Origin of the sequence: Clostridium sp. CM028, from assembly GCF_030585565.1 — a bacterium.
Lineage (GTDB): Bacteria > Bacillota > Clostridia > Clostridiales > Clostridiaceae > Clostridium_AD > Clostridium_AD estertheticum_B.
Genome location: NZ_CP077766.1, coordinates 486,758 through 507,891, shown reverse-complemented (window position 1 = coordinate 507,891; position 21,134 = coordinate 486,758). Strand labels below are relative to the sequence as shown.

The window sequence follows — 21,134 nt, the reverse complement described above, 5'->3', positions numbered from 1 at the left end:
GGAGGATATTTATACTCCAACTGAAGTTCTTTTTTTCTAGGGCAATAAACACCCACATATAAAAATGACGGACTTTATTGTAAAATGCTGTTAGACATTTTATGAAATAGGACATGCGTTTGCATAGGTATAAAACAGAGTAAGTGATTCTTTATTCATAATATGTAGTACGCATGAAAAATAATCCTAAAAAGTTATAGTTATTTAGTTGATTCCCTTTCAACTAATTTTGTCTCAATAATATAATTGTATATTGACTCTTTTTCGTTTTCTAATTTGTTTATTAACAGCTTAACTGCAAAATAGCCTAATTCTTCAGAATTAATATCCACTGAAGATAGCGAGGGCTTTCTATAAGCTGCGAGTGGCGTGTTGTTAAATCCAACAATTGAAATATGACGCTTTGACATTTCACTTATAGCTTTGGATGCACCAAAGGCAATTAAATCATCAGTAGTGACAACAGCTGTAGGGGTAGAGGTATTTAAAATTTTTTTCATAGCATTGTAACCACTAATTTCTGTAAACTCTCCTAATTGTACCATATTTCCGTCTATTTCCACTCCGATATTTTTAAGAGCCATCTTGTAACCTTCTAATCTATTTATAGTTACATTAAGCATAGGAGAACCTCCTATAAATGCAATTTTTCTCTCACCCTTTTGTATAAGCGTATTAACAACATTGTACATAGCGTTAAAGTTATCATTATCAACCCATAAGACCCCTTCGGTACTCTCGGGTTTACCTATTACTACGAAAGGATAATCTGCTTCTTTTAAATAAGCAACACATTTGTCATCCTTCCTTACTGTTGGTAAAATAATCCCATCAACTCTTCTACTATTCATTAAACTTGATATGTATTCAACCTCTTGATCTTCATTGCTGCTGTAAGCATACATGATATAATATCCTTTTTTTTGAGCATAGTGACTTATTCCTCTCATAACTTGAATGAAAAAAGGATTAACAAATAAATCTTCATCAGTATTAGGTAAAATAAGTCCTATAGTCTTTGTTGTTTGGCTGACCAGACTTCTAGCTATCGCATTAGGATGATAATTTATTTCCTTCATTGCTTTATAAACCCTATCTTTTGTGGCGTCACTAATTTTCGGATTATCCGCAATTACTCTTGAAACTGTGGATGGCGATACATTGGCTAGCTTAGCCACTTCTTTTATAGTTACAGACATTAAAACTTCACTTCCTAATTTCTAAAAATATTCTATGCTCATTATATTATTAAACATAATATTAATCAAGGCTAGCTTAGTTTATTTTTATTAATGAAATACCTATATTATTCATCTTTATTCAGGAAATATTTACAGGACTTAATCATATAATATAGTAATATCTCTTATAAAGAAGATGCTAATATGAATGAGGACAAAAATTATTATATTCAATTAAATAGTAGGGTTGAAAAAATGATTAGAAAATCAGAATTTTTAGGTTCGGGTCATAATGGAATAGTTTATTTACTTCCAGGCAAAAAAGTAATTAAAATTTTTAAAGATAAGAAAGTTTGTGAGGGTGAATATAATATTCTCATAAAAACTAGAAGAAGTAAATACTTCCCTAGAGTTTATGAACATGGTGCCTACTACATTGTACGAGATTATGCATGCGGAGAGCGGTTAGATAAGTATATCAAGAAGCATGGTATAAACAAAAAAATATCACTCAACATAATCAAACTTATTGCAGAATTTAAGAAGCTTAAATTTAAAAGACTAGATATTAGGTGTAAAGATTTATACTTAACGGATGATTTTTCGATTAATGTAATCGATCCTAAAAACAATTATTCTAAAAATGTAATTTACCCCAGACATCTAATGAAAGGCCTAAACAACTTAGGTGTAGTTGATGAATTTTTATCAACAGTTAGTGATGAAAATCCTGAAATCTATAAGTTGTGGAATCTTAAATTCAAACAGTATTTAGAAGAAACCATTAAATAAGTGAACATCAAAATAGTATAAGAGGCTGTAATCCACTAAAGGAGCAGCCTCTTATATTAGTGTATTATTATAATACATTTAATTCTCTTAACTCATCTAGAAATTCTTGAAAGTTTATTGCCCTTGAAGAATCTAATATAATTTTTGCGCTTCGAATTAGTTTTTTATCATCCGTCACAAGGATGTAGTCTTCATTCTGCTTGCAAATATCAATTAAACTATAGTCATTTATAGAAATTTTATCTCCATTAACTAAATATATATTTTTATTCTGCTCATATTTAATAAAATCACGACCTACACACTCTTCAATAAAAGTATGACCATTATTAGTAATAATATGTCCTAATAATTTTAAAAATTTATTAGAGAGTATAAAGTCTTCATTGAATTTTACATACTCTTTCACTGATAATTCTCCAGCTATATCTTCAGATATTTTAAAATTAATACATTTCATATTTTCAATAGTATCAAGCAAGGTAGGATATTTATTCCACATTTTTATAATTATATTGGTATCCAACAAATACTCTTTACAAATCATTGTACTATCTCCTTTTCTAAGTAAGTCTATATTGAATTTTTAATAAAAAGATATCTGAATCATTAGTTTTATTTATATTATATTCATTAATAATTAAATGGTTAACGACATTTCAGAAGGAAGGTCCTAGCTTCTATTAAATTGTTGCTTCTTAACCTTGATAAATATAAATAATGGCATTATAATTTAAATAGTAATATATAATTTTAAAGAATGCTTAAACAAAAACCTTAATAAATCAAAAATAAATAGGAAGGAGTAGCTGCTTTGCAGCTAATAAATAAAACTATGGAAGTACACATATTTTTAAAAGGTAATAAAAAGGCTGTTATTTACAAAGGCGACAGAATTGATGTTTTAGATTTTGAAATGAATGGAATTAAATATAAGCAAATCAGATATTTTAAAAAGGGTTTCAGTAAAAGTGAACTGGTTGAAGAAGAAAGTATAAGCAAAATAGTTAAAACAGAATTGTAATAAATACCTACATCCACGGCGTGGATGTAGGTATTTATTATAACGTTCTATTTTCTTTTTTTGTTCTTTGCCTTATTTTTATTATCTTGTCTGCTTCCATAATTTGCTCTGTCTTGGGTGCTTAGTGGCTTACTTTTCTTTTTAAAGTTTTTATCTATCGGAGTATCTTTGCTCTTACTTTTTATATTTTTCCCTTTATCTTTGCCATTTTGTTGTTTTGGGTTTATATTTGTGTTATTTAAATGTTCCTTATTTTTTTTGCTTCTTGGTTTTATTAAACACTTAGGTTCATAACCAATGAGATCTTCTCTATTAGCCTCTGTTAAAGCTGATAATACTAAATCATATTTCATAGGATCTTTATATTGAAGCAATGCCCTTTGCATAGCTTTTTCATTTTTAGTTTTAGGTATATGAACTTCTTCAAGGGTATTTGGATCAAGTCCTGTATAAAACATGGTTGTTGATGGTGTTCCTGGAGTTGGATAGAAATCTTGAACTTGTTCAGGTTGGTAATTAGTATCCCTAAGGTATTCTGCTAGTTCTACTGCTGAACTTATTGTACATCCTGGGTGGCTAGACATTAAATACGGGATAAGATATTGTTTTTTCCCTATTTTTTCAGTAGCTTTATAAAATTTTTCCCTGAATTTATCATAAGTTTTACCTGCTGGTTTGCCCATGAATTTTAAAACTTTATGAGAAACATGCTCTGGTGCAACTTTTAGTTGGCCGCTGACATGATTCTTAATAAGTTCATTAAAAAAGGTGTCATTTTTATCTGCCATAATATAATCATAACGCAGCCCTGAACGCACAAAAACTTTTTTAATATCCGGCAATTCTCGAAGCGACCGTAGTAAATTTAAATACTCCATATGATCAACATTTAAATTCTTGCAAGGGCTTGGATGCAAACATTGCTTATCTATGCAAGCTCCTACTTTTAATTGTTTATCACATGCAGGTCGCCTAAAATTAGCGGTAGGCCCTCCTACATCATGAATATACCCTTTAAAATCCTTGAGTTTTGTAATTTGAATTGCTTCTTCTATTATTGAATTTTCACTTCTACTTTGCACAATTCGGCCTTGATGAAAGGTTATGGCACAGAAAGCACAGCTACCAAAACATCCTCTTGAACTAACTAAGCTGAATTTAACTTCCTCTATAGCAGGTATTCCACCGAGCTTTTCATAAATAGGATGATAATTTCTTTCATATGGCAGGCCATAAACAGTATCTAATTCCTCTCTAGTAAGGGGCATTTCTGGTTTGTTTTGCACAAGATACTTATTAGAATGTTTTTGAATTATACCATTTCCCCTAATAGGATCTTGCTGATCATATTGTATTTTAAAGGCTTGTGCATATTTCTTTTTATCTCTGCAGACTTCTTTATATGATTCTATTTCAATGTAGTCACATATATTTTCAATATTATCTACCACATAACATGTTCCAGGTACCTGAGTAATGAATTTTATATCTACACCTTCATTTAATTCTTTTGCAATTTTAACGACTTGTTTTTCTCCCATACCATATATTAATAGGTCAGCTCCACTATCAATTAGCATAGATTTTCTTACTTTGTCACTCCAATAATCATAGTGTGCGAAGCGCCTTAAACTTGCTTCTATCCCTCCAATAACAATAGGAACATTTTTATATGCTTCCCTTATTCTATTACAATAAACTATTGTTGCTCTGTCAGGCCTTAGGCCCATCTTTGCACCAGGGGAATACATATCTTTTTCTCTTATTTTTTTACTTACTGTATAATGATTAACCATAGAATCCATATTCCCAGAGTTAACTAGGAATCCAAGCCTTGGTTTGCCTAATTTTTTAAAATCATCTATATCTTTCCAATCAGGTTGAGCTATTATTCCTACTTTATAACCTTCACTTTCAAGAACTCTTGAAATGATTGCAGTTCCAAAACTATGATGATCTACATAAGCATCACCAGTAACTATAATAAAATCTAATTCAGTCCAACCTCTATCTATAATATCTTTCTTACTAATAGGTAAATATTTATTATCACTCATTACTTCCACCTTCTTTTGCTTTAATCGTGAATCTCAATATATAATTTAAAATATAATTATATCATTCTTTACTATTTAATTCTTTGAAAATAATAAATAACATTAATAATAACATTTCTTATATACTTACGTATAATAAAATATAATGAATTTATCTTAGAAAATTAACATTCGATGAGAATAATAAAAAGGAGAAAATATATGAAAAAGTTAATTAATAATATAAAAAATGAAAATATTGAATTAACAGAAGAAGCAGCAACAAGTAGCAGTGACAATATTCAACAAGCTTTTGAAATAAGTATTCATGATGGAAAAGGCTTTTACGAAACTGGGGTAAGCACCGCGTTTTGGTCAACTTTAATGATTACAGCAAAAATTTTTCAGCCTGAAACGGGAGAATGGACAATTAAAATTAAAGATAAAGCTAGAAAAAATTTAGTGGTTTATGAAAATTATCATGTGGTACATGATAAAGAGATTTCATTTAATTATAAAACAAGCTTAAAAGTAAATCTTTTAATTGAGGCTACTTGGAACCAAGTTAAAGACACAATTTTAAGTGGAGAATTATCAATTAAGTACTAAAGCGCTGTTATTGTTTGAAAATAAAAACCTTTTCAAATTAAACCATAAAATCCATTAAAACCTTAAGATTTTAATGGACTTTTTGTTTTATAGAAAATTTAAAAAGTGATTATAATATTAGACTTGTTCATTAACTTTTTCTAACAAAATAAAAAAGTCTTCTTCATTTTTACGTTCTAAATATGTGTCTATAAGTGACTGAGTAGACAATTTACTAAAGCCCTTATATCCATTGTCCAATATATCAGTTAAAACACTTATGAAATAATCTTTACTTTTATCTATATCCTTAAGCATCTTATATGATATATCCTTTATTAATTCTTCTTTTATATTTTCTCGTAGCTTTTCAGTATATTTTTTCATAAAAGTTTGTGTTTCTTCAGGATATGCAGAAAAATCTCCTGAAATTATATCTTGAATTTCCAACATAACCACTCCTTAGTAATTTCTGTTTTAAAATGTATTTTTATTATATATATTTATTTAGTTTTTAGTGAGGGGTTCTTTTACTATCACAAGTCCAAGTAATCCAGGCCCTGTATGAACTCCAGCCACTGGACTAATTTCTCCAAAGGATAATCTTGTAATATTTTGAAGACCAGCAATTGTGTCAGAAAAGATCTTTGCTTCTTCATAAGCGCCACCGTGCATAATCCAAACTTTACAAGGAGATATTGCAAGAGCTTCTCTTGCAATATCTACAAGTTTACTTGTAGCTTTCTTTTTTCCTTTTGCCTTTGCATAAGTATAATATGCGCCCTCTTTATTAATTGATATTATTGGTTTTATGTTTAAAATTTCCCCTATGGTACCGGAAACTTTTCCAATTCTACCGCCTTTAGTTAGATATTTTAGTGTATCCACCGCATAGTAAACAGTGATTCTATTTCTTATTTCAGGCAGATCTTTTACAATTTCCTCAAAGCCTTTTCCACAGCTGATCATTTCACCACATTCTTCAACAATTGCCGCCTCGCCAATAGTTAATGATTTAGAATCAAAAACGCAGGTTTCTATAGATGGATGATTTTCACTTACCAATCTCAATGTATTATATGTGCCTGATAACGCTTCAGATATTACTACTGCAATGGCATGTGTATATCCTTTCGCTTCAAGCTTTAAATACAAGTCTTCCATATCATTCATTGAAGGTAATGAAGTTGAGGGGATCTCATATACGAAATTATCATAAACTTCTTTTGGGGTAATAGTTACCCTGTCAATGTACTCTCTATCCTTATATATTATTCTTAGAGGAAGTACAAATAGATCGTATTTTTCAATCATTTCTTTATCAACATCAGAAGTACTATCCGTAATAAGTGCAATCTTACTCATTTTAATTTCACCTTTCGTATTTTAATGTTTATTCAATAGTTCCATGTTTTGCAATCATCGCTGCACCAATTATACCTGCTTTATTACCTAGTTCTGCTAAAACAATTTTAGCAATAGGTAATTCAGAATAAGACTTGTTCGCTGCAACTTCATTTATAACCTTATCCAAAAGATATTGGCCTGCCCCTGCAACACCGCCACCTAATGCTATTATTTCTGGATCAATGAAATTGACTATATTAAGTATTCCTATGCTTAGATATTTCACTAAGCGATTCACTGCTAAATTTGCTATTATATCTCCTTCTCTAGCACAATCAAATATTATTTTTGCATCTATATTGTTAACATTTCCTCCTGCCCTTTCTATTATTATAGTGCTTTCATTCATTTCCTCAATTAGTTTTATTGTATGTTTTATTATAGCAGTAGATGAAGCGAAGGTTTCTAAGCAACCATTTCTTCCACAATTGCAATTGTAAAAATTTTCACCAACAACCATATGTCCAATTTCCGAGCCTATACCATTAAATCCACTATATACTTCACCATTTAAAATAATTCCCCCACCAATACCTGTTCCTAATGTAAGCATCAAGCTACTTTTACAATTCTTCATTGAGCCATTCTCATATTCCGCAAGTGCGGCCACCGTAGCATCATTATCTATATAAATTGGTTTATTAAGTGCATTTCCCAACATCTCTCTTAAATGTACATTCTTCCATCCAAGATTCACACAAAATATTACATTCCCATTTTTATCAGCTAAGCCCGGAATACCGATACCTATCGCCTTTATTCTTTTTAGTGGCATATTGAAATCCTCTAAAGTGTTTAAAACTAGAACTACCATATCCTCTATTATCTCATTGGGGTCCCTCCCCACTCTTGTAGCACATGATTTTTCATACTTTATGTTTCCTTGATCATCAACGATGCCAACTGCAATATTAGTGCCTCCTAAATCAATACCTATATACATATACTTCTTCCTTTCATAGCCTCTGCTACAGTTCTTTTATTTAATAAATATATATTCAATTTAAAACCATAAATTTCATTTAAAGGTATTCGCCATCAAACTAAAAAATAATTAAATTTTCATCGTTTTTATTCCAATATGCTTTGACATTATATTCATAAAGGATTAGAAAGATATCAATTTAAACAGTTTTAGACAGATTAGTAGTGAATATTTTTAAAATTGGTTTGGTTTTGTATATGAATAAATTATACCATATATACGTATTTTTACTTTGTAAATTTAAAAAAGAACCCAAGTAATTTTAAATTACTTGGGCTCTTTTTTAACAGATTTATATTTTGAATTATTTTTTTCATCCGGATTTATATATTCATAATCACCTACTTCATTTTTCCTGATTCCTAAAGATGCCATTTGCTTATTAGTAGTTTTAAGTTTATTAGCCATGTATCCACCTCTTTCTATAATATGGTTGCCATAAAAAAAATATTTATACGTTATTTTTATACAAGAACTGGAGTTAAATCATCTCCTGCGAAGCTGCAACATCTTCGCAGAAGATGCATTGACGACTTCAGAAGGAGATTTATACTCTCACTGAAGTTTTCTATTTGTTAGGGCATATAACTCCCTATTGTAGAAGTGGGAGACTATCTTTTTGAAATGTCGTTAAAATCACTTCGCATATTTCATCTGAATTTAGGTAATTATAATATTAAAATAAATTTAAAAAATAAATATAAATGTGAAAGGTGGTGTTTTATATGGGAGTTTTACGTTGGATAGGCGGAATAGTAGTATTCTTTTGGGCATTAGGGCTTATATTTAGAGTTGGTGGCAGTATGATCCATATATTACTTCTAATAGCTACAATTGTATTCATCGTGGATATGCTTTCAGGAAAAAGAAGAACCTAGGGACATATCCTATTGGATTCATGAGAAAAAATAATGCTACACAGGATATCTATTGTTAAATATCCTGTGTAACATTATTTTTTCGCCTTTTTTGCTATTCCAGCATATAAATATTCTAGGTGATTCGTATTAACGTCTCCCATTTTTAATATATCTATTCTACTTTTAGCCTTATCTAGAACTTCCTTTGCTTCATCAAAGTCCAGTTGCTTTATGCAAGAACTTGCATATTCTAGTAAATAATCAATTTTTATAACTACTTTTGCTAAGTCTTCCTTATCCTCATTTATCAAATTAATTAATATAGAATATATTTGGGGAGAAGCCGTTCCCTTATAATTATATAAAAGATCATTATTTTTACTGCTTTTTTTTGTCATATCTAACACCTCTTTATTTTTTGAAGTTTTATATTTAACATTACTTTTAAAGACATTTCAGAAGGAAAGTCTCCCAGTTCTATATTGCAGAGCTCCGCAGGAGATGATTCACCATATTAACTACATATGAATATATGCCTTTTAAAGGTCCCTTTAGACACCGTACACCGATCATCTATGTGAAAACCAACGGAAGTAATTTCCTCTTCCATATCATCAAAAGTAATTATTACCATTCTATCCGCTATTCTACGAGTACTACTTATAATAGCTAGCTGTTCCTCGGTCGTAATTTGAGTAAATATACCATAAGGAAGATCAACTATGGCCACATTAAATTTATTCGCAATATCATTCATATCACAAATAGTTATTACATCATCATATCCAAAATACCGGAGGTTTGCCTTTGCATTTTCACCAATGTATGGATTTATCTCATAACCTTTAATATTAATATCCATTGAAATAGCTTCAATTAGTACCGTCCCAATGCCACAACATGGATCTACAACGCTGCAATTTAGATTATTAGCTACAGCTATATTAACAAGGGCCCGACATACATTCACCTTTAGTGCATTTGAATAAGAAAAAGGTTTTTTATTGTGCAATAGCCATTCAGAAGCATTGCTCTCACATTCACCAAATATCCATTTGTTAGCTATTTTTGTTATGCCAAAGATAATTCCGGGATTTTTCATTTCAGCTTCTCCGAGTATTTTAAAGCCTATTTCGAACTCAATCCTACGCCTCTCATGAAAACCAATATTTTCATCAGTAGCATTGATATAAGCAACTTTATAATTTATTCCGGTAAGTTTATCCATAACAATTTGATCGATAATCTGTTTCATTGTTTCTCCGGTATACATTATAGAAATGCATTTTTTTATAAAAGGACTTCTAGATGGATCCACATAAATATCAGAAAACAAGTGCTTTTCATCAAGGTGTTTATTAAAGAGGCACTTTATTTCCATTTTGCATAGGCTTTCTTCATCACTCGAATAATTAGTTGTGTATAAATACTTCTTTTCATTTTGTGGTAGCTGAAACATTAAAGCACATCCTTTTAAATTATATTGATAGCTTTTAAAAATCCATCAACTTTTTTTTCGTAATCATCTTTGTTCTTCCAATACGCCTCGGCATGACCTGCACTCGGTGCAATATATATATCTTTGTAGCCCTTCTTTACTGAGTACATTTGGTTACACATAAAAGTAGGTACATAGTCATCTTCTTCACCATGAATAAACAATATCGGAGTTTTCACATTAGGTAAAGTAGTTATAGGTGATACATCTTTGAAGTCCCATCCAACTCGAATTTTGCTGATTTTACTTGATAATTTTATGAGTGGAAATCTCTTTATACCGTAATCTTTTTCTAATCTGTGTTTAAATAAATCTTCTGCATCAGAATATCCACAGTCATCTATACAAAACTTAATTCTATCATCTATTGCAATATTTTGAAGAACTATGCCGGCACCCATGGACTCGCCGTGTAATCCGACGATGATATCATTTCCTAATTTATTAAACAGCCAATCGGTGCATTTTTTTAAATCAAACTTTTCATAATAACCAAAAGAAGTATTTTTCCCACCACTTAGACCGTGATTTCTATGATCATAAATAAAGATAGCAAAACCTCTTTTTAAAAACATATCCATATATTTAACAGAGCCATACAAACTCCAAGTTATTCCGTGACACAATATTATAGTTCTTTTTGCATTGTTATTTGGAAAGAAGAAACCATGAATTTTATAACCATATTGGGAATCGAGATATACTTCTTGTTTTTCCAAATTATCAAATTTTTCTATTTCTATTTTCCCTTGTTCTACTTCGTGATCATAGGTAAAATTATATTTTGCAACCCTAGGATATATAATTATACTAGAAAAGTGCCACCCTATAATAAAAATAGTAATAATAATTAAAATTGATATAAATAATGCTATATTTATCATGATAATCCCTCCTCTAAAAAAAAGAGCCCTTGTATTTTATCATAAGGGCCATTCAAAATACACAATAAGTTGTAATACTAAGATTTCTTTCTAACCTTCAAAACATATATCATGCAAGCAATCCCAGCTAAGATTAATACAGCATAAATCCAAAAGGTTAATGTCATAAAAATATATTCTGATTCGAAATAAATTACAGTAGAGCTTAGAGCAGGGACTACTAATGAATCACCTTTAAATTGTTTTATAGTTTTAACACCTGCTTGTTCTCCATCTACAACAATATTCCACGTGCCTTTCTTAGATAATTTAATGGTTGTGTCTTCTCTATTTGCATTAAAAGCTACTACAATATTCGCCCAAGTATCCATATTTGCACTGTAGTTCATTTCGTATGCTACCACATTTTCAGGGACTGTTAAAAAATTCAAGTTTTTCTTAATCATATCCGCTGAAGACATTTTGAAGGCCGGATGTGCTTTTCTTAACTCTATTAAACCTTTGAAATAATTAACAGTGTTGATGTTTTCTGATTTTCGAGTCCAATCAAGTTTATTTACACTATCAGGAGACTTATAGGAGTTGTTATCGCCACCTTTAGTTCTCAAAAATTCCTGTCCTGATTGAAAGAATGGAATACCTTGGGAAGTAAGAATTATAGCATCTGCCATTCTGTGCATTTTTAATCTTGCTTCATCATTATCTTTTGGGTTTGTTAAAATAAGTTTATCCCATAATGTATTATTATCGTGAGACTCAGCATAAGTAATAGATTGTACAGGGTCAACTTTTTCCCAAGTTTTTATACCACTTGAGTAATCTATACCTCCGACTATTCCCTTTTTAATGTCTGTCTCCACATTAGTTTTACCATTAACAAATCCCTTAGATTTTACTTCGAATACACTACCTTTTATTCCATCTTTCATTTTATCATTGAAATGTGATATTCCAGGCATTTTACTGGTATTTTTCTGTATTGCCGCTTTATCTTCTGGAAGAGTAGTCCCAATATTAGAGCTCTCTCCTGTAATGATAATGGAAGGATCTATATTATTTAATTTTTTTCTAACTTCATTCATTGTATTTATATCAATGAGCCCCATATTATCGAATTTAAATCCATCTATATTATATTCTTTTGCCCAATACATTACGGAATCTACAATAAACTTTCTTGTCATTGCATTTTCTGAAGCAAGGGTATTTCCATACCCACTTTCATCTGTGTTGCTACCATCTTTATCGTATCTATAATAATATCCAGGTACTAATTTATTGAAATTAGAATCATAGCTATTGTACATGTGATTATAAACTACATCCATGGTTACCCTTAATCCGTTATCGTGAAGAGATTGTATTGCTTGTTTCAATTCTTTAACTCTAGTGATAGGATTGTATGGATCTGTTGAATAACTTCCTTCAGGTGCATTATAATTTTTAGGATTGTAACCCCAGTTAAATTGTGGCTTTTTTGAAGTCTCATCCACACTAGCATAATCAAACATTGGCATAAACTCCACATGCGTTACCCCTAGGTCTTTTATATAATCAACACCCGTCTTGGCACCATCTGTTCCCTTTGTCCCTGTTTCAGTAAACGCTAAATATTTACCTTTGTTTTCCATGCCACTATTTGGGTCTATAGAAAAGTCTCTAACATGTAGTTCGTATATAATTGCATCATTTAAATTTATGAAATTAGGTTTTTCACTTGGCTTCCATTTTTCAGGAGTTGTTTTCTTTAAGTCAATTACAGCGCCCTTATCTCCATTTACAGACACAGAACGAGCATAAGGATCTACGGCCTCGTTCCAAACTCCTGAAATATTAACCTTATAAGTATAAAATATGTCCTTTTGATCTCCATTTAAGTCAAAGGTCCAGGTACCTTTTACGCTTTTTTTCATGCTAGATTCATTACCGATTTTATCATCCCATTTTTTATAGGTTACAAGCTTTACCTCGATTGCAGTTGGTGCCCATACTCTAAAGCTTGTTTTATTGGTAGAATAAGTATTACCTAAATCATTTCCTTCATAATAAAACATTTTTTCAAAACCAGCACTTCCCATTACATCCCCAAGCACTACGTCCTTTTCCGGAAAACCTTCCTTAGAAACCGTAAGTTTTTGACTTAGTTTAACATTTTCACTAAGCTCTATCTTGGCAACTGTTGTAGTACCATCTTTTACTTCATTACTGGTTACTTCTTTTATTTTTACAGACTTACCATCGACCTTAACTATAATGCCTTCAGTACTTTGCGCGACAAATTGAAATGCTACGTTTGTTTCTATGCTTATGCTATTCAAGTCATCTAATTTTGCAGCTATAAATTTACCTGACTTATCTAAATCATTTCCAGCAGGTATGACCACCTTTGGAGCACCCGCTTTAGCTTCAGCTACTGAATAGTATACTTTAGAGTCGCCTCCATTGATCCAAACTTCCCGAGCACCATCATTGAATTTCTCAATAAATCTGTTCTCATTAGTGTCCTTTTCCCCTTTGTCTGTACGTACTATAAACCCTACTTTATTAAATTTATCATCGAATTTAACTTCACATATCTGACCAAATGCATCCTTGCCAGTGTAAGCGAACTTACTTCCCTCTTCGTCATCAGTCAACAACCACATGTTCCATTTTAAATCGCTGGTTGGATTTTTAGCATAATGAACAATTATCTTCATCTTACCGCTTTTAGCAAACGTATGCATGCTTGGGAACAGAAAAAACAACTCTGTTATAACTATAATAGCTGCAAGAAAAATGCTAAATGCCTTACTTTTGTTACTCTGTATATCAAAGTTCATAAATTTCTCCTCTAAAAAAATTATGGTCATCTAATCTATGTACTACCACTTACTATATAAACATTTTTAATCTTAATCCATTATATAATTTTAGAGAGATATATACAAGTAATTTATTACTCTCTTAAATCATCTTCTGCGAAGCTACAATAGCTCCGCAGGAGATGGCTTAACGACCTCGGAATGGGATGTATCCTACTCCACAAGTGAAAAACCGTACACTTTATCTCCAGTGTACGGTTATCATTAGTTTTATTTGTAACATCATCTAAATAAAAAGACGTTTACTTAAATCATCTCCTGCGGAGCTACCTATTTTCATTTCTTATAGCTGCATAATTAATCTTGGCTTTCTGAGAATACCTTGTTAATAATATCTACTCTGGAACTACCTATTATATTAGATATTTTTAAAGATATATTACCATCCTTATAAATTCTATCCTCATTTGCATTAACTAATACCATTATTTTTTCTTTTAACTTTTCATATGATATAACATCATCCAAATAAAAATCCACTAAATCCTTCAAACATGATGCTAATGCTTTTGGGTCCTTATAAACTTTTCTCATACTGTACTCCTTATTATTCATTTTAATGTGTATCTTCTTATTATAGCCTAATATCTTTAAAATTTAAAGATATGTTGAAGGAATTGTAGCTACTTTCTATATAATTACCTTGGGAAATGTATTGTTAACAATTTTAACCAAAGAAATTTTACTAATATTAGGCAAGTATGATGTAATTGCTAATTGGAGGTATTTTATGATATTTTATTTTTCAGGAACTGGTAATTCACTTTATATTGCTAAAAGCATAGCAATGCAAAATAACGAAAATCTAATTTCCATAGCAGCTACTATGAAGAAAGATAACGAATCCTATGAATACACATTAAAAGATAGCATCCTAAAATTAGAGTTAATGATATGATAATAAATTAACTCTAAAAAACCCTCAATAATTTTATATTGAGGGTTTTTTAGAGTTAAGCATGAATGGAACTAGATTTACTACTTGACTATTATTCAGCCATCTCTAAAGCTATTTTCATCATATTAGTAAAGGCTTCTTGTCTTTCTTGAGACGTAGTCACCTCATGAGTTACTAAATTATCAGAGACTGTTAATAAACAAGATGCTTTCTTCCCCAATATATTTGCATTATGGAATAGAGCAAATGATTCCATTTCTACGCAAGTACAACCGTACTTTTCATAAATATCCTTATACTCATCAAAATTTTCACGATAAAATACATCCGATGAGTGAACTCTATTTTTATGAATTTTTATGCCTAAATCCTCTGCCGTTTTCTCTAACTTACTATTTAAAACAGATGATGCAGCAATTGTATCGGATTCATATCCACTTTGAGTTTTTGCATAAGTGGATTCACTCCAAGCCTCAGTGCAAAGTACTACATCATATAAGTTTAAATCAGCAGTGTAAGCACCACATGAACCAATTCGTATAATATTTTCTACACCATAAAAATTAAATAATTCATATGAGTAGATACCAATACTAGGCATACCCATGCCACTAGCCATTACAGAAATTTTACGTCCTTTATATGTACCCGTGTATCCAAATATATTTCGTACGTTATTAAATTTGGATACATTTTGTAAAAATGTTTCTGCAATAAATTGTGCCCGTAATGGATCCCCCGGCATTAAGACTGTTTTTGCAATAATTCCTTCTTCTTTTACTTCAATATGCGCTGTTGGTATCATATTGAAACCTCCTTATACTTATATTTATTTTTTGAAATATAGTGAACTGTATTCCTACTAATAACAATTAAGGTACATTCATATTATACCAAATTAAAAGTATAAAAAAATGCTATATGCTATTTATTTGACAATATTTTTGATTTAATTTACAAACTCAAGCATATCTAATATATAGATTGTTATTTCGGCTTTTTTACAATATTAATTATTAATGTAGGTTTACATTTTTGTAGGTTTACATAATTACAATTATGTAAACCTATTTTCGTTATATCTCAAATTCTTTTTATTTATTAATTTTTATAATATTAATAATTATTCGTGTATGATATAATTGTATTATAATTAAAATGAATTCTAATTGTTTAGACAATTTAAAATTATAGATTGGAGATATGATACTAATGCATAACGATAAAATTATATCAACTTTTATACCCTCAGTAGCTTCAATTTTACCTGAAACAAATAATGATATTTATTTTTTATTTTACAAGGATGAGTTATTAGTTAAATCTGACGCTAATAAAACAACAATACCTACAATTAGAGATCTAGTAGATTTAAAATTAAATAATATTCAATATCTTGGCTCCATAAATGGTGAAAATTGCTTTTGTGGAGAAATGAATAAAGATGCTATTATCCCAAACAGTATGTGTTTGCTCGACCTTAAATCTTTAACTCACCAGTTACCTAACGAAATGTTTTGGATAGCTGGGAGAGCTAAACAAATAGTAAGCTTTAATAATGATCATAAATATTGTGGCAGATGTGGCACATTAACTCAGAGCGTTGGTGGAGAAAGATCTAAAAAATGTTCCAAGTGTGGACTTGTAAATTACCCTAGGATTTGTCCAGCTATAATTGTAGCTGTTGTAAAGGATGGGAAATTACTTCTTGCTCATAATAATCAATTTCCGAAAGATTTATATAGTGTAGTTTCTGGTTTTGTAGAGGTTGGAGAGACTTTTGAGGAGTGTGTTGTTCGCGAAGTTTGTGAAGAAACAGGCATTACTGTAAAAAATATAAAATATTTTGGAAATCAACCTTGGCCTTTTCCTAATTCTCTAATGATAGGATTTACTTGCGAATACGAAAGCGGAGAAATACAAGTAGACGGAAAAGAAATTGGGCATGCTAAATGGTATAGTTCTACTGAACTACCTTTAACACCTGATAGTATAAGCATAGCTAAAAAATTGATTGACTGGTTTACTGAAAACAATTAAATCAGAGAATATATATACTAATACACAAACAAATAGAAGTTAGAATCCTTAATTCACAACGAATTAGATTCTAACTTCTATTTGTTCTTAATATATTTAACAATATTTTTTCTCCTTAAACTATATTTTCTTTTTAAATTTTAATCAATAAATCAGTATAGTGTTACAATTTTAATACTTAATTTATTACGGTTAAACTTAACTTTTGTATTCCTAAGTAATTTATAAAATGGCTTCCTAGCCGATTGCAATGGCAATCATCTTTGAATTCTTAGTTTACGTATAGTTTCTATATATTTTTTATGACCTCTCCCCACTCTATTATATTTTATTGGGGGTATCAAGTTTGTTTAAAGATTTTACTAAATATATGATAAGTTGCGCTTCTTATATTTATAATATAACATGATAATTATAATTTGTCAATAGTTATTATTAATCAACAAAAGAAATTTTATAATTCCAATCCATAATTTTGTGGTATAATTTTATGTATATGAAAGAAAATAACAAGTCACTGATTTCGAGAATATTTTCTTGAATTGCTTATAAAATAACAATGAAAAGAGGTTTAATGATGAATAAAAAAGAGTTGGCAAACATAAGAAAAGGGTTTAAATTAGATAGTGGCATGATGAAAATCCAGGAGATTTATAGTGTTTATCTAAAAAAAGATAATGTACGAATTGATTATGAGCCAGTTATTCATTCAGAATTTGATTACTTTGATAGAATGGATATGGATAAAAAAGAGTTGTTCTTAGGTAATTTTAAGAAAGTTCTTACCGGTGCTATTGATACTAAAATTTTCGAGTTGAATGTTCAAAATATAGAAGAAGAAAATAATACTCAAGAAATTTTAGGTGGTGCTTTAAAATCAAGTGATAAAAATGAAATTCAAAGCTACATTAATAAGCTTATTGAAAAGATTGCGGCTAACTATAAATATGAAACTGATGTGGTGGTTACTTTCATTAAAGCTGAATACTGGCTAGGCTCTAGCCACAAAAATATGGATGCAAATGAAAGTATCGATGATGCTGTCCAAGCCTTTAACTTTATCCTAGCAAGTGTAAACAAAATAGATATTCCAAAGAGAACCCTAAAATTCGACTACACTGATAAGGAATTTAAAGCAAATTCAGCCCTAGATTCGGTTATTAATCTTAATGCCCCCTTGGAAGGCTTTATGTTTCCTAGCCTAACTAATGGGTATTCAGATATTAATAAAATTTTATATTACGCCTCAAAACCTAAGGAATTAAACACAGACTTTATTGAAAATGTTCTTAACTGTGCTTTTAAATTTACTGCTGAAGATGAAAAAAATTGCTTTAGTGATATATTAAAATCTATAATTGGAGATAAAATAAAACCTGAACTTATGCAAGATATTTATGCGAACATCCACGAATTTGCGGAGCAAGCTGACGAAGGTGAAACTCCTACTCTTTGCGCTAAAGATATTAAAAATATCCTTAATAATTCTGGTGCAGAGATTATATGCGATATAGAAACTGCTTTTGAGGAAACTTGTGGTAGCGAATATGATTTTAAGATAAACAATATTGTACCTGAATTTAATGCAAAATCCATTAAAATTACTAGTGAAATTGCAAATATTACTTTAACACCTAAGGAACTAAATTCAATTAAACAAGTAAAAAATAAGGACGGTAGAAGATGTCTACTTATTGAAATTGATGAGGATATTGTTATAGAAGGCTTTAAATTAGAAACTGAAGAGTTTTAAATTCTAACCCTCATAATAAAAGGAGAATATTAGTGCATCTTAGATGACACTAATATTCTCCTTTTATTCTATATTTGTTCTTAGGCCTACCAACTTTACCGTATTCCATTTCAACTACAAGTTTTTGTTCTTTCTCTAAATAATCTAAGTATCTTCTAGCAGTTATTCTAGAAACTCCGATATTTTTTGCCATCTGTTCTGATGTAAAAGAATTATCTTTCATGTTAGATATACCCACTAAAACTTTTTCGTAGGTGTATTGATTAAATCCCTTAATGTCACCAATATTCCCATCATATTCTATCACATGTCTATTCTCTTTTATGGTATATTTATCAATAGCTCCTTGCTCCATACTATCAAAGTTTTTAAAACTATTCTTTCTACTTTTAAATTGAAGAAGTGCTTCTTTAAATCTATTGAATATAAAGGGTTTAACTAAATAATCTACTGCACCATATCGAAAGGCTTCTTCAACCGTTTCTGTGTTCCTATCTGCTGTGATTAATATAACATCACATTTAAAATTTTGGAGTCGTATCCACTTTAATAAATCTATACCCTTCCCTTGAGGAAAAAAAACATCTAATAATATTAATTCAGGTTTCCCTCTTAATACAACTTCTTTTGCTTTTTCAATCGAGTTAACGCTATCATATAGTGTAAATCCCTCTATCTTTTTTAAAAATTTTTCGTTGATTTTTGCCACCATTGGGTCATCTTCAACAATAAGAACCTTAATCATATCATTTACCCCCTTTTCATCGGTATAAAAACATCCCATATAGTTCCATTTTCTTGCAGAATATTTATATCTCCACCAGCATAATCTATTATTTGCTTTACAATACTAAGCCCAAATCCTCTATTTCCAACTTTAGTTGTAAATCCGCGAACAAAAACACTATCCATTATATTTTCACTAATTCCAGGCCCATTATCCTGAATCCTTATTCTAAGTGCTTCATTAGTAGAATTTAATCTTATAAATATCCTACCATTTTCAAATTTCACTAATTCTTCAATAGAATTTTCTATTAAGTTTCCAATAACAGAGCAAATTTCATCTACTGTTATGTTTTCAGGAATTTTATCTATATAAGAATTTGAATCAATTTCTAAAGAAATCTTTGCTTCTGTTGCCTTGCTATATTTAGCAAGTAAGATCCCTGCTATGTGCGCATTCTTAATTTTTTTATTGAGAATATCAGAAACTTCGCCTCGTAGCTTAGATATATGACAAATATATTCAATTACCTCATCATATTCTTCTAATTGTATAAGTCCTGAAATAGTGTGAAGTTTGTTCATAAACTCGTGATTTTGTGCTCTTAAGGCACAGGTCATTTTTTTAATTCCCGTTAATTCTTCTGCCATATTCTTAACTTCTGTTAAGTCCTGAAAACTGGATACAACACCTATAATCTCTTCTCTATGATTTTTTAATAAGGTATGACTGCACATAAGGGTTCTATTCTGGCGTATTTTAATTTCTTGATTATATACCCCTTCATGAGTCCTCAATACTTCCATCATTTCATCTGTATAATTAAAGTTAAAATTAACAATCTTTTTACCTATATCCTCATCTTCTAGTTGTAATATTTCCTTAGCTATTTTATTAAAGAGTATTACTTTACCATCTTTATCAATAGCTAGAATTCCATTTTTAAGATTCTGCAAAATTAAGTCTCTCTGACCTAATAGAAGTGCAATTTCCTTTGGCTCTAGACCAAATATGCTCTTTTTTATTCTATTTGATAAAATGGCTGCGGCAATTATACCCATTAAAAGTCCACCTACTAAAGCTATCTTTAAACAAAATAAATGAAAGCTAAGTTCAGCATACACGGTATCGGTTAATAGACCCACTAAAACTGCTCCTACTTGTTCTCCTTTATAATATATGGGTACGAAGGCTCTTATTGCAGAAATCAGCACATTCCTGTCCTTAGATACATAAGCCTCACCCTTTGCAATTACCCGTTCTTCTCCACCATCAGCATATTTTTTGCCTAGCGAATTTCCAAAGGGATAAGAATATTTTATTCCCTTCATATCCATAACAATAATATATTTAAATCTAGTTTTATCTCTGAAACTTTCTATAGTCTTTTGAACAGTTCCATAATCATTTGAGGTTGCTAAAGTTTCTTCAATTATATCAATAGAAGCAATAGTTACAGCTAAATCCATAGCATTATTTCCCATTTGAGTTTCCACAGAATTTCGTGCTTGGTAATAAGTAACAACTCCTATACTACCGATCACGATAAATATTATAATGCTCATAAATATTGTTAATCTATACTGTAATTTCAATA

General features: G+C 30.2%; 22 protein-coding genes. 7 read left to right on the top strand and 15 right to left on the bottom strand.

The features are described 5' to 3' along the window. Window positions 1-200: 200 nt before the first annotated feature. Window positions 201-1,199: a LacI family DNA-binding transcriptional regulator gene (locus tag KTC94_RS02470; RefSeq protein WP_220320183.1), complete on the bottom strand. Its 999-nt coding sequence runs from the start codon at window positions 1,197-1,199 to the stop codon at window positions 201-203. A gap of 186 nt (window positions 1,200-1,385) precedes the next feature. On the opposite strand from KTC94_RS02470, the gene KTC94_RS02465 reads away from it, so the two are divergent. After that, window positions 1,386-1,973, top strand: a complete 588-nt coding sequence (locus KTC94_RS02465) for a protein kinase (protein WP_220286559.1) — start codon at window positions 1,386-1,388, stop codon at window positions 1,971-1,973. 67 nt (window positions 1,974-2,040) lie between these two features. On the opposite strand, the gene KTC94_RS02460 is transcribed toward KTC94_RS02465, so the two are convergent. Next, a complete protein-coding gene (locus tag KTC94_RS02460; RefSeq protein WP_216303459.1) occupies window positions 2,041-2,520 on the bottom strand; it encodes a hypothetical protein in 480 nt (159 codons plus the stop codon). 288 nt (window positions 2,521-2,808) lie between these two features. On the opposite strand from KTC94_RS02460, the gene KTC94_RS02455 reads away from it, so the two are divergent. Beyond that, window positions 2,809-2,997 carry a hypothetical protein gene (locus tag KTC94_RS02455; RefSeq protein ID WP_165412840.1) on the top strand — a complete coding sequence of 63 codons (189 nt, stop codon included), beginning with the start codon at window positions 2,809-2,811 and terminating at the stop codon, window positions 2,995-2,997. Between the two features lie 47 nt (window positions 2,998-3,044). Here the strand turns inward: KTC94_RS02455 and KTC94_RS02450 are convergent, their stop codons facing one another. Further along, window positions 3,045-5,054, bottom strand: coding sequence for a YgiQ family radical SAM protein (locus tag KTC94_RS02450; protein ID WP_220320184.1), 2,010 nt, complete (start codon window positions 5,052-5,054; stop codon window positions 3,045-3,047). 201 nt (window positions 5,055-5,255) lie between these two features. Here KTC94_RS02450 and KTC94_RS02445 point away from each other — a divergent pair, with 201 nt between their 5' ends. Then, window positions 5,256-5,642 carry a hypothetical protein gene (locus KTC94_RS02445; RefSeq protein WP_216303457.1) on the top strand — a complete coding sequence of 129 codons (387 nt, stop codon included), beginning with the start codon at window positions 5,256-5,258 and terminating at the stop codon, window positions 5,640-5,642. A 117-nt stretch (window positions 5,643-5,759) separates the two neighbouring features. On the opposite strand, the gene KTC94_RS02440 is transcribed toward KTC94_RS02445, so the two are convergent. From KTC94_RS02440 to KTC94_RS02425, 4 genes are all read right to left on the bottom strand, one after another. After that, window positions 5,760-6,074 carry a hypothetical protein gene (locus tag KTC94_RS02440; protein WP_216303456.1) on the bottom strand — a complete coding sequence of 105 codons (315 nt, stop codon included), beginning with the start codon at window positions 6,072-6,074 and terminating at the stop codon, window positions 5,760-5,762. Between the two features lie 54 nt (window positions 6,075-6,128). Further along, window positions 6,129-6,986, bottom strand: a complete 858-nt coding sequence (locus KTC94_RS02435) for a DegV family protein (RefSeq protein WP_220320185.1) — start codon at window positions 6,984-6,986, stop codon at window positions 6,129-6,131. Between the two features lie 28 nt (window positions 6,987-7,014). Then, window positions 7,015-7,971 (bottom strand): ROK family protein, encoded by a 957-nt coding sequence (locus KTC94_RS02430; RefSeq protein ID WP_216303454.1) that lies wholly within the window; start codon window positions 7,969-7,971, stop codon window positions 7,015-7,017. A 309-nt stretch (window positions 7,972-8,280) separates the two neighbouring features. Beyond that, window positions 8,281-8,421 (bottom strand): hypothetical protein, encoded by a 141-nt coding sequence (locus KTC94_RS02425; RefSeq protein ID WP_165412796.1) that lies wholly within the window; start codon window positions 8,419-8,421, stop codon window positions 8,281-8,283. Window positions 8,422-8,738: 317 nt separating this feature from the next. Here KTC94_RS02425 and KTC94_RS02420 point away from each other — a divergent pair, with 317 nt between their 5' ends. After that, complete coding sequence (locus tag KTC94_RS02420; RefSeq protein WP_220320186.1) at window positions 8,739-8,891, top strand: lmo0937 family membrane protein; 153 nt, start codon at window positions 8,739-8,741, stop codon at window positions 8,889-8,891. Window positions 8,892-8,965: 74 nt separating this feature from the next. Here the strand turns inward: KTC94_RS02420 and KTC94_RS02415 are convergent, their stop codons facing one another. The 5 genes from KTC94_RS02415 to KTC94_RS02395 form a co-directional block, all read right to left on the bottom strand. After that, complete coding sequence (locus KTC94_RS02415; RefSeq protein WP_165412794.1) at window positions 8,966-9,271, bottom strand: hypothetical protein; 306 nt, start codon at window positions 9,269-9,271, stop codon at window positions 8,966-8,968. Window positions 9,272-9,387: 116 nt separating this feature from the next. Further along, window positions 9,388-10,332 carry a TRM11 family methyltransferase gene (locus KTC94_RS02410; RefSeq protein WP_220320187.1) on the bottom strand — a complete coding sequence of 315 codons (945 nt, stop codon included), beginning with the start codon at window positions 10,330-10,332 and terminating at the stop codon, window positions 9,388-9,390. A gap of 14 nt (window positions 10,333-10,346) precedes the next feature. Continuing rightward, window positions 10,347-11,255, bottom strand: coding sequence for an alpha/beta hydrolase (locus KTC94_RS02405; protein ID WP_165412792.1), 909 nt, complete (start codon window positions 11,253-11,255; stop codon window positions 10,347-10,349). Between the two features lie 77 nt (window positions 11,256-11,332). Beyond that, entirely contained in the window at window positions 11,333-14,077 is a 2,745-nt protein-coding gene (pulA, locus tag KTC94_RS02400) for a type I pullulanase (RefSeq protein ID WP_220320188.1), read from the bottom strand. 339 nt (window positions 14,078-14,416) lie between these two features. Beyond that, a complete protein-coding gene (locus KTC94_RS02395) occupies window positions 14,417-14,653 on the bottom strand; it encodes a TIGR04540 family protein (protein WP_165412791.1) in 237 nt (78 codons plus the stop codon). 196 nt (window positions 14,654-14,849) lie between these two features. Here KTC94_RS02395 and KTC94_RS02390 point away from each other — a divergent pair, with 196 nt between their 5' ends. Further along, the gene (locus tag KTC94_RS02390; RefSeq protein ID WP_224578941.1) at window positions 14,850-15,017 is read left to right on the top strand and encodes a hypothetical protein; all 168 of its coding nucleotides are present in this window, start codon (window positions 14,850-14,852) and stop codon (window positions 15,015-15,017) included. Between the two features lie 91 nt (window positions 15,018-15,108). Here the strand turns inward: KTC94_RS02390 and deoD are convergent, their stop codons facing one another. Then, a complete protein-coding gene (deoD, locus tag KTC94_RS02385; protein ID WP_165412790.1) occupies window positions 15,109-15,822 on the bottom strand; it encodes a purine-nucleoside phosphorylase in 714 nt (237 codons plus the stop codon). 407 nt (window positions 15,823-16,229) lie between these two features. On the opposite strand from deoD, the gene nudC reads away from it, so the two are divergent. Together nudC and KTC94_RS02375 are read left to right on the top strand one after the other, a co-directional pair. Continuing rightward, window positions 16,230-17,057 (top strand): NAD(+) diphosphatase, encoded by an 828-nt coding sequence (nudC, locus tag KTC94_RS02380; RefSeq protein WP_165412789.1) that lies wholly within the window; start codon window positions 16,230-16,232, stop codon window positions 17,055-17,057. A 577-nt stretch (window positions 17,058-17,634) separates the two neighbouring features. Further along, window positions 17,635-18,810, top strand: coding sequence for a DUF4317 family protein (locus tag KTC94_RS02375; RefSeq protein WP_220320189.1), 1,176 nt, complete (start codon window positions 17,635-17,637; stop codon window positions 18,808-18,810). 49 nt (window positions 18,811-18,859) lie between these two features. On the opposite strand, the gene KTC94_RS02370 is transcribed toward KTC94_RS02375, so the two are convergent. Both KTC94_RS02370 and KTC94_RS02365 read right to left on the bottom strand, forming a co-directional pair. Beyond that, window positions 18,860-19,555 (bottom strand): response regulator, encoded by a 696-nt coding sequence (locus tag KTC94_RS02370; protein WP_165412788.1) that lies wholly within the window; start codon window positions 19,553-19,555, stop codon window positions 18,860-18,862. 5 nt (window positions 19,556-19,560) lie between these two features. Continuing rightward, on the bottom strand, window positions 19,561-21,132 hold the full coding sequence (locus tag KTC94_RS02365; protein ID WP_220320190.1) for a sensor histidine kinase: 1,572 nt from the start codon (window positions 21,130-21,132) through the stop codon (window positions 19,561-19,563). Between the last annotated feature and the right edge of the window lie 2 nt (window positions 21,133-21,134).

Excerpts from the sequence above, each read along its gene's own strand:
- KTC94_RS02470 (WP_220320183.1), bottom strand. The coding sequence starts at position 1,199 with ATGTCTGTAACTATAAAAGAAGTGGCTAAGCTAGCCAATGTATCGCCA.
- KTC94_RS02465 (WP_220286559.1), top strand. The coding sequence starts at position 1,386 with ATGAATGAGGACAAAAATTATTATATTCAATTAAATAGTAGGGTTGAA.
- KTC94_RS02460 (WP_216303459.1), bottom strand. The coding sequence starts at position 2,520 with ATGATTTGTAAAGAGTATTTGTTGGATACCAATATAATTATAAAAATG.
- KTC94_RS02455 (WP_165412840.1), top strand. The coding sequence starts at position 2,809 with ATGGAAGTACACATATTTTTAAAAGGTAATAAAAAGGCTGTTATTTAC.
- KTC94_RS02450 (WP_220320184.1), bottom strand. The coding sequence starts at position 5,054 with ATGAGTGATAATAAATATTTACCTATTAGTAAGAAAGATATTATAGAT.
- KTC94_RS02445 (WP_216303457.1), top strand. The coding sequence starts at position 5,256 with ATGAAAAAGTTAATTAATAATATAAAAAATGAAAATATTGAATTAACA.
- KTC94_RS02440 (WP_216303456.1), bottom strand. The coding sequence starts at position 6,074 with ATGTTGGAAATTCAAGATATAATTTCAGGAGATTTTTCTGCATATCCT.
- KTC94_RS02435 (WP_220320185.1), bottom strand. The coding sequence starts at position 6,986 with ATGAGTAAGATTGCACTTATTACGGATAGTACTTCTGATGTTGATAAA.
- KTC94_RS02430 (WP_216303454.1), bottom strand. The coding sequence starts at position 7,971 with ATGTATATAGGTATTGATTTAGGAGGCACTAATATTGCAGTTGGCATC.
- KTC94_RS02425 (WP_165412796.1), bottom strand. The coding sequence starts at position 8,421 with ATGGCTAATAAACTTAAAACTACTAATAAGCAAATGGCATCTTTAGGA.
- KTC94_RS02420 (WP_220320186.1), top strand. The coding sequence starts at position 8,739 with ATGGGAGTTTTACGTTGGATAGGCGGAATAGTAGTATTCTTTTGGGCA.
- KTC94_RS02415 (WP_165412794.1), bottom strand. The coding sequence starts at position 9,271 with ATGACAAAAAAAAGCAGTAAAAATAATGATCTTTTATATAATTATAAG.
- KTC94_RS02410 (WP_220320187.1), bottom strand. The coding sequence starts at position 10,332 with ATGTTTCAGCTACCACAAAATGAAAAGAAGTATTTATACACAACTAAT.
- KTC94_RS02405 (WP_165412792.1), bottom strand. The coding sequence starts at position 11,255 with ATGATAAATATAGCATTATTTATATCAATTTTAATTATTATTACTATT.
- pulA (WP_220320188.1), bottom strand. The coding sequence starts at position 14,077 with ATGAACTTTGATATACAGAGTAACAAAAGTAAGGCATTTAGCATTTTT.
- KTC94_RS02395 (WP_165412791.1), bottom strand. The coding sequence starts at position 14,653 with ATGAGAAAAGTTTATAAGGACCCAAAAGCATTAGCATCATGTTTGAAG.
- KTC94_RS02390 (WP_224578941.1), top strand. The coding sequence starts at position 14,850 with ATGATATTTTATTTTTCAGGAACTGGTAATTCACTTTATATTGCTAAA.
- deoD (WP_165412790.1), bottom strand. The coding sequence starts at position 15,822 with ATGATACCAACAGCGCATATTGAAGTAAAAGAAGAAGGAATTATTGCA.
- nudC (WP_165412789.1), top strand. The coding sequence starts at position 16,230 with ATGCATAACGATAAAATTATATCAACTTTTATACCCTCAGTAGCTTCA.
- KTC94_RS02375 (WP_220320189.1), top strand. The coding sequence starts at position 17,635 with ATGAATAAAAAAGAGTTGGCAAACATAAGAAAAGGGTTTAAATTAGAT.
- KTC94_RS02370 (WP_165412788.1), bottom strand. The coding sequence starts at position 19,555 with ATGATTAAGGTTCTTATTGTTGAAGATGACCCAATGGTGGCAAAAATC.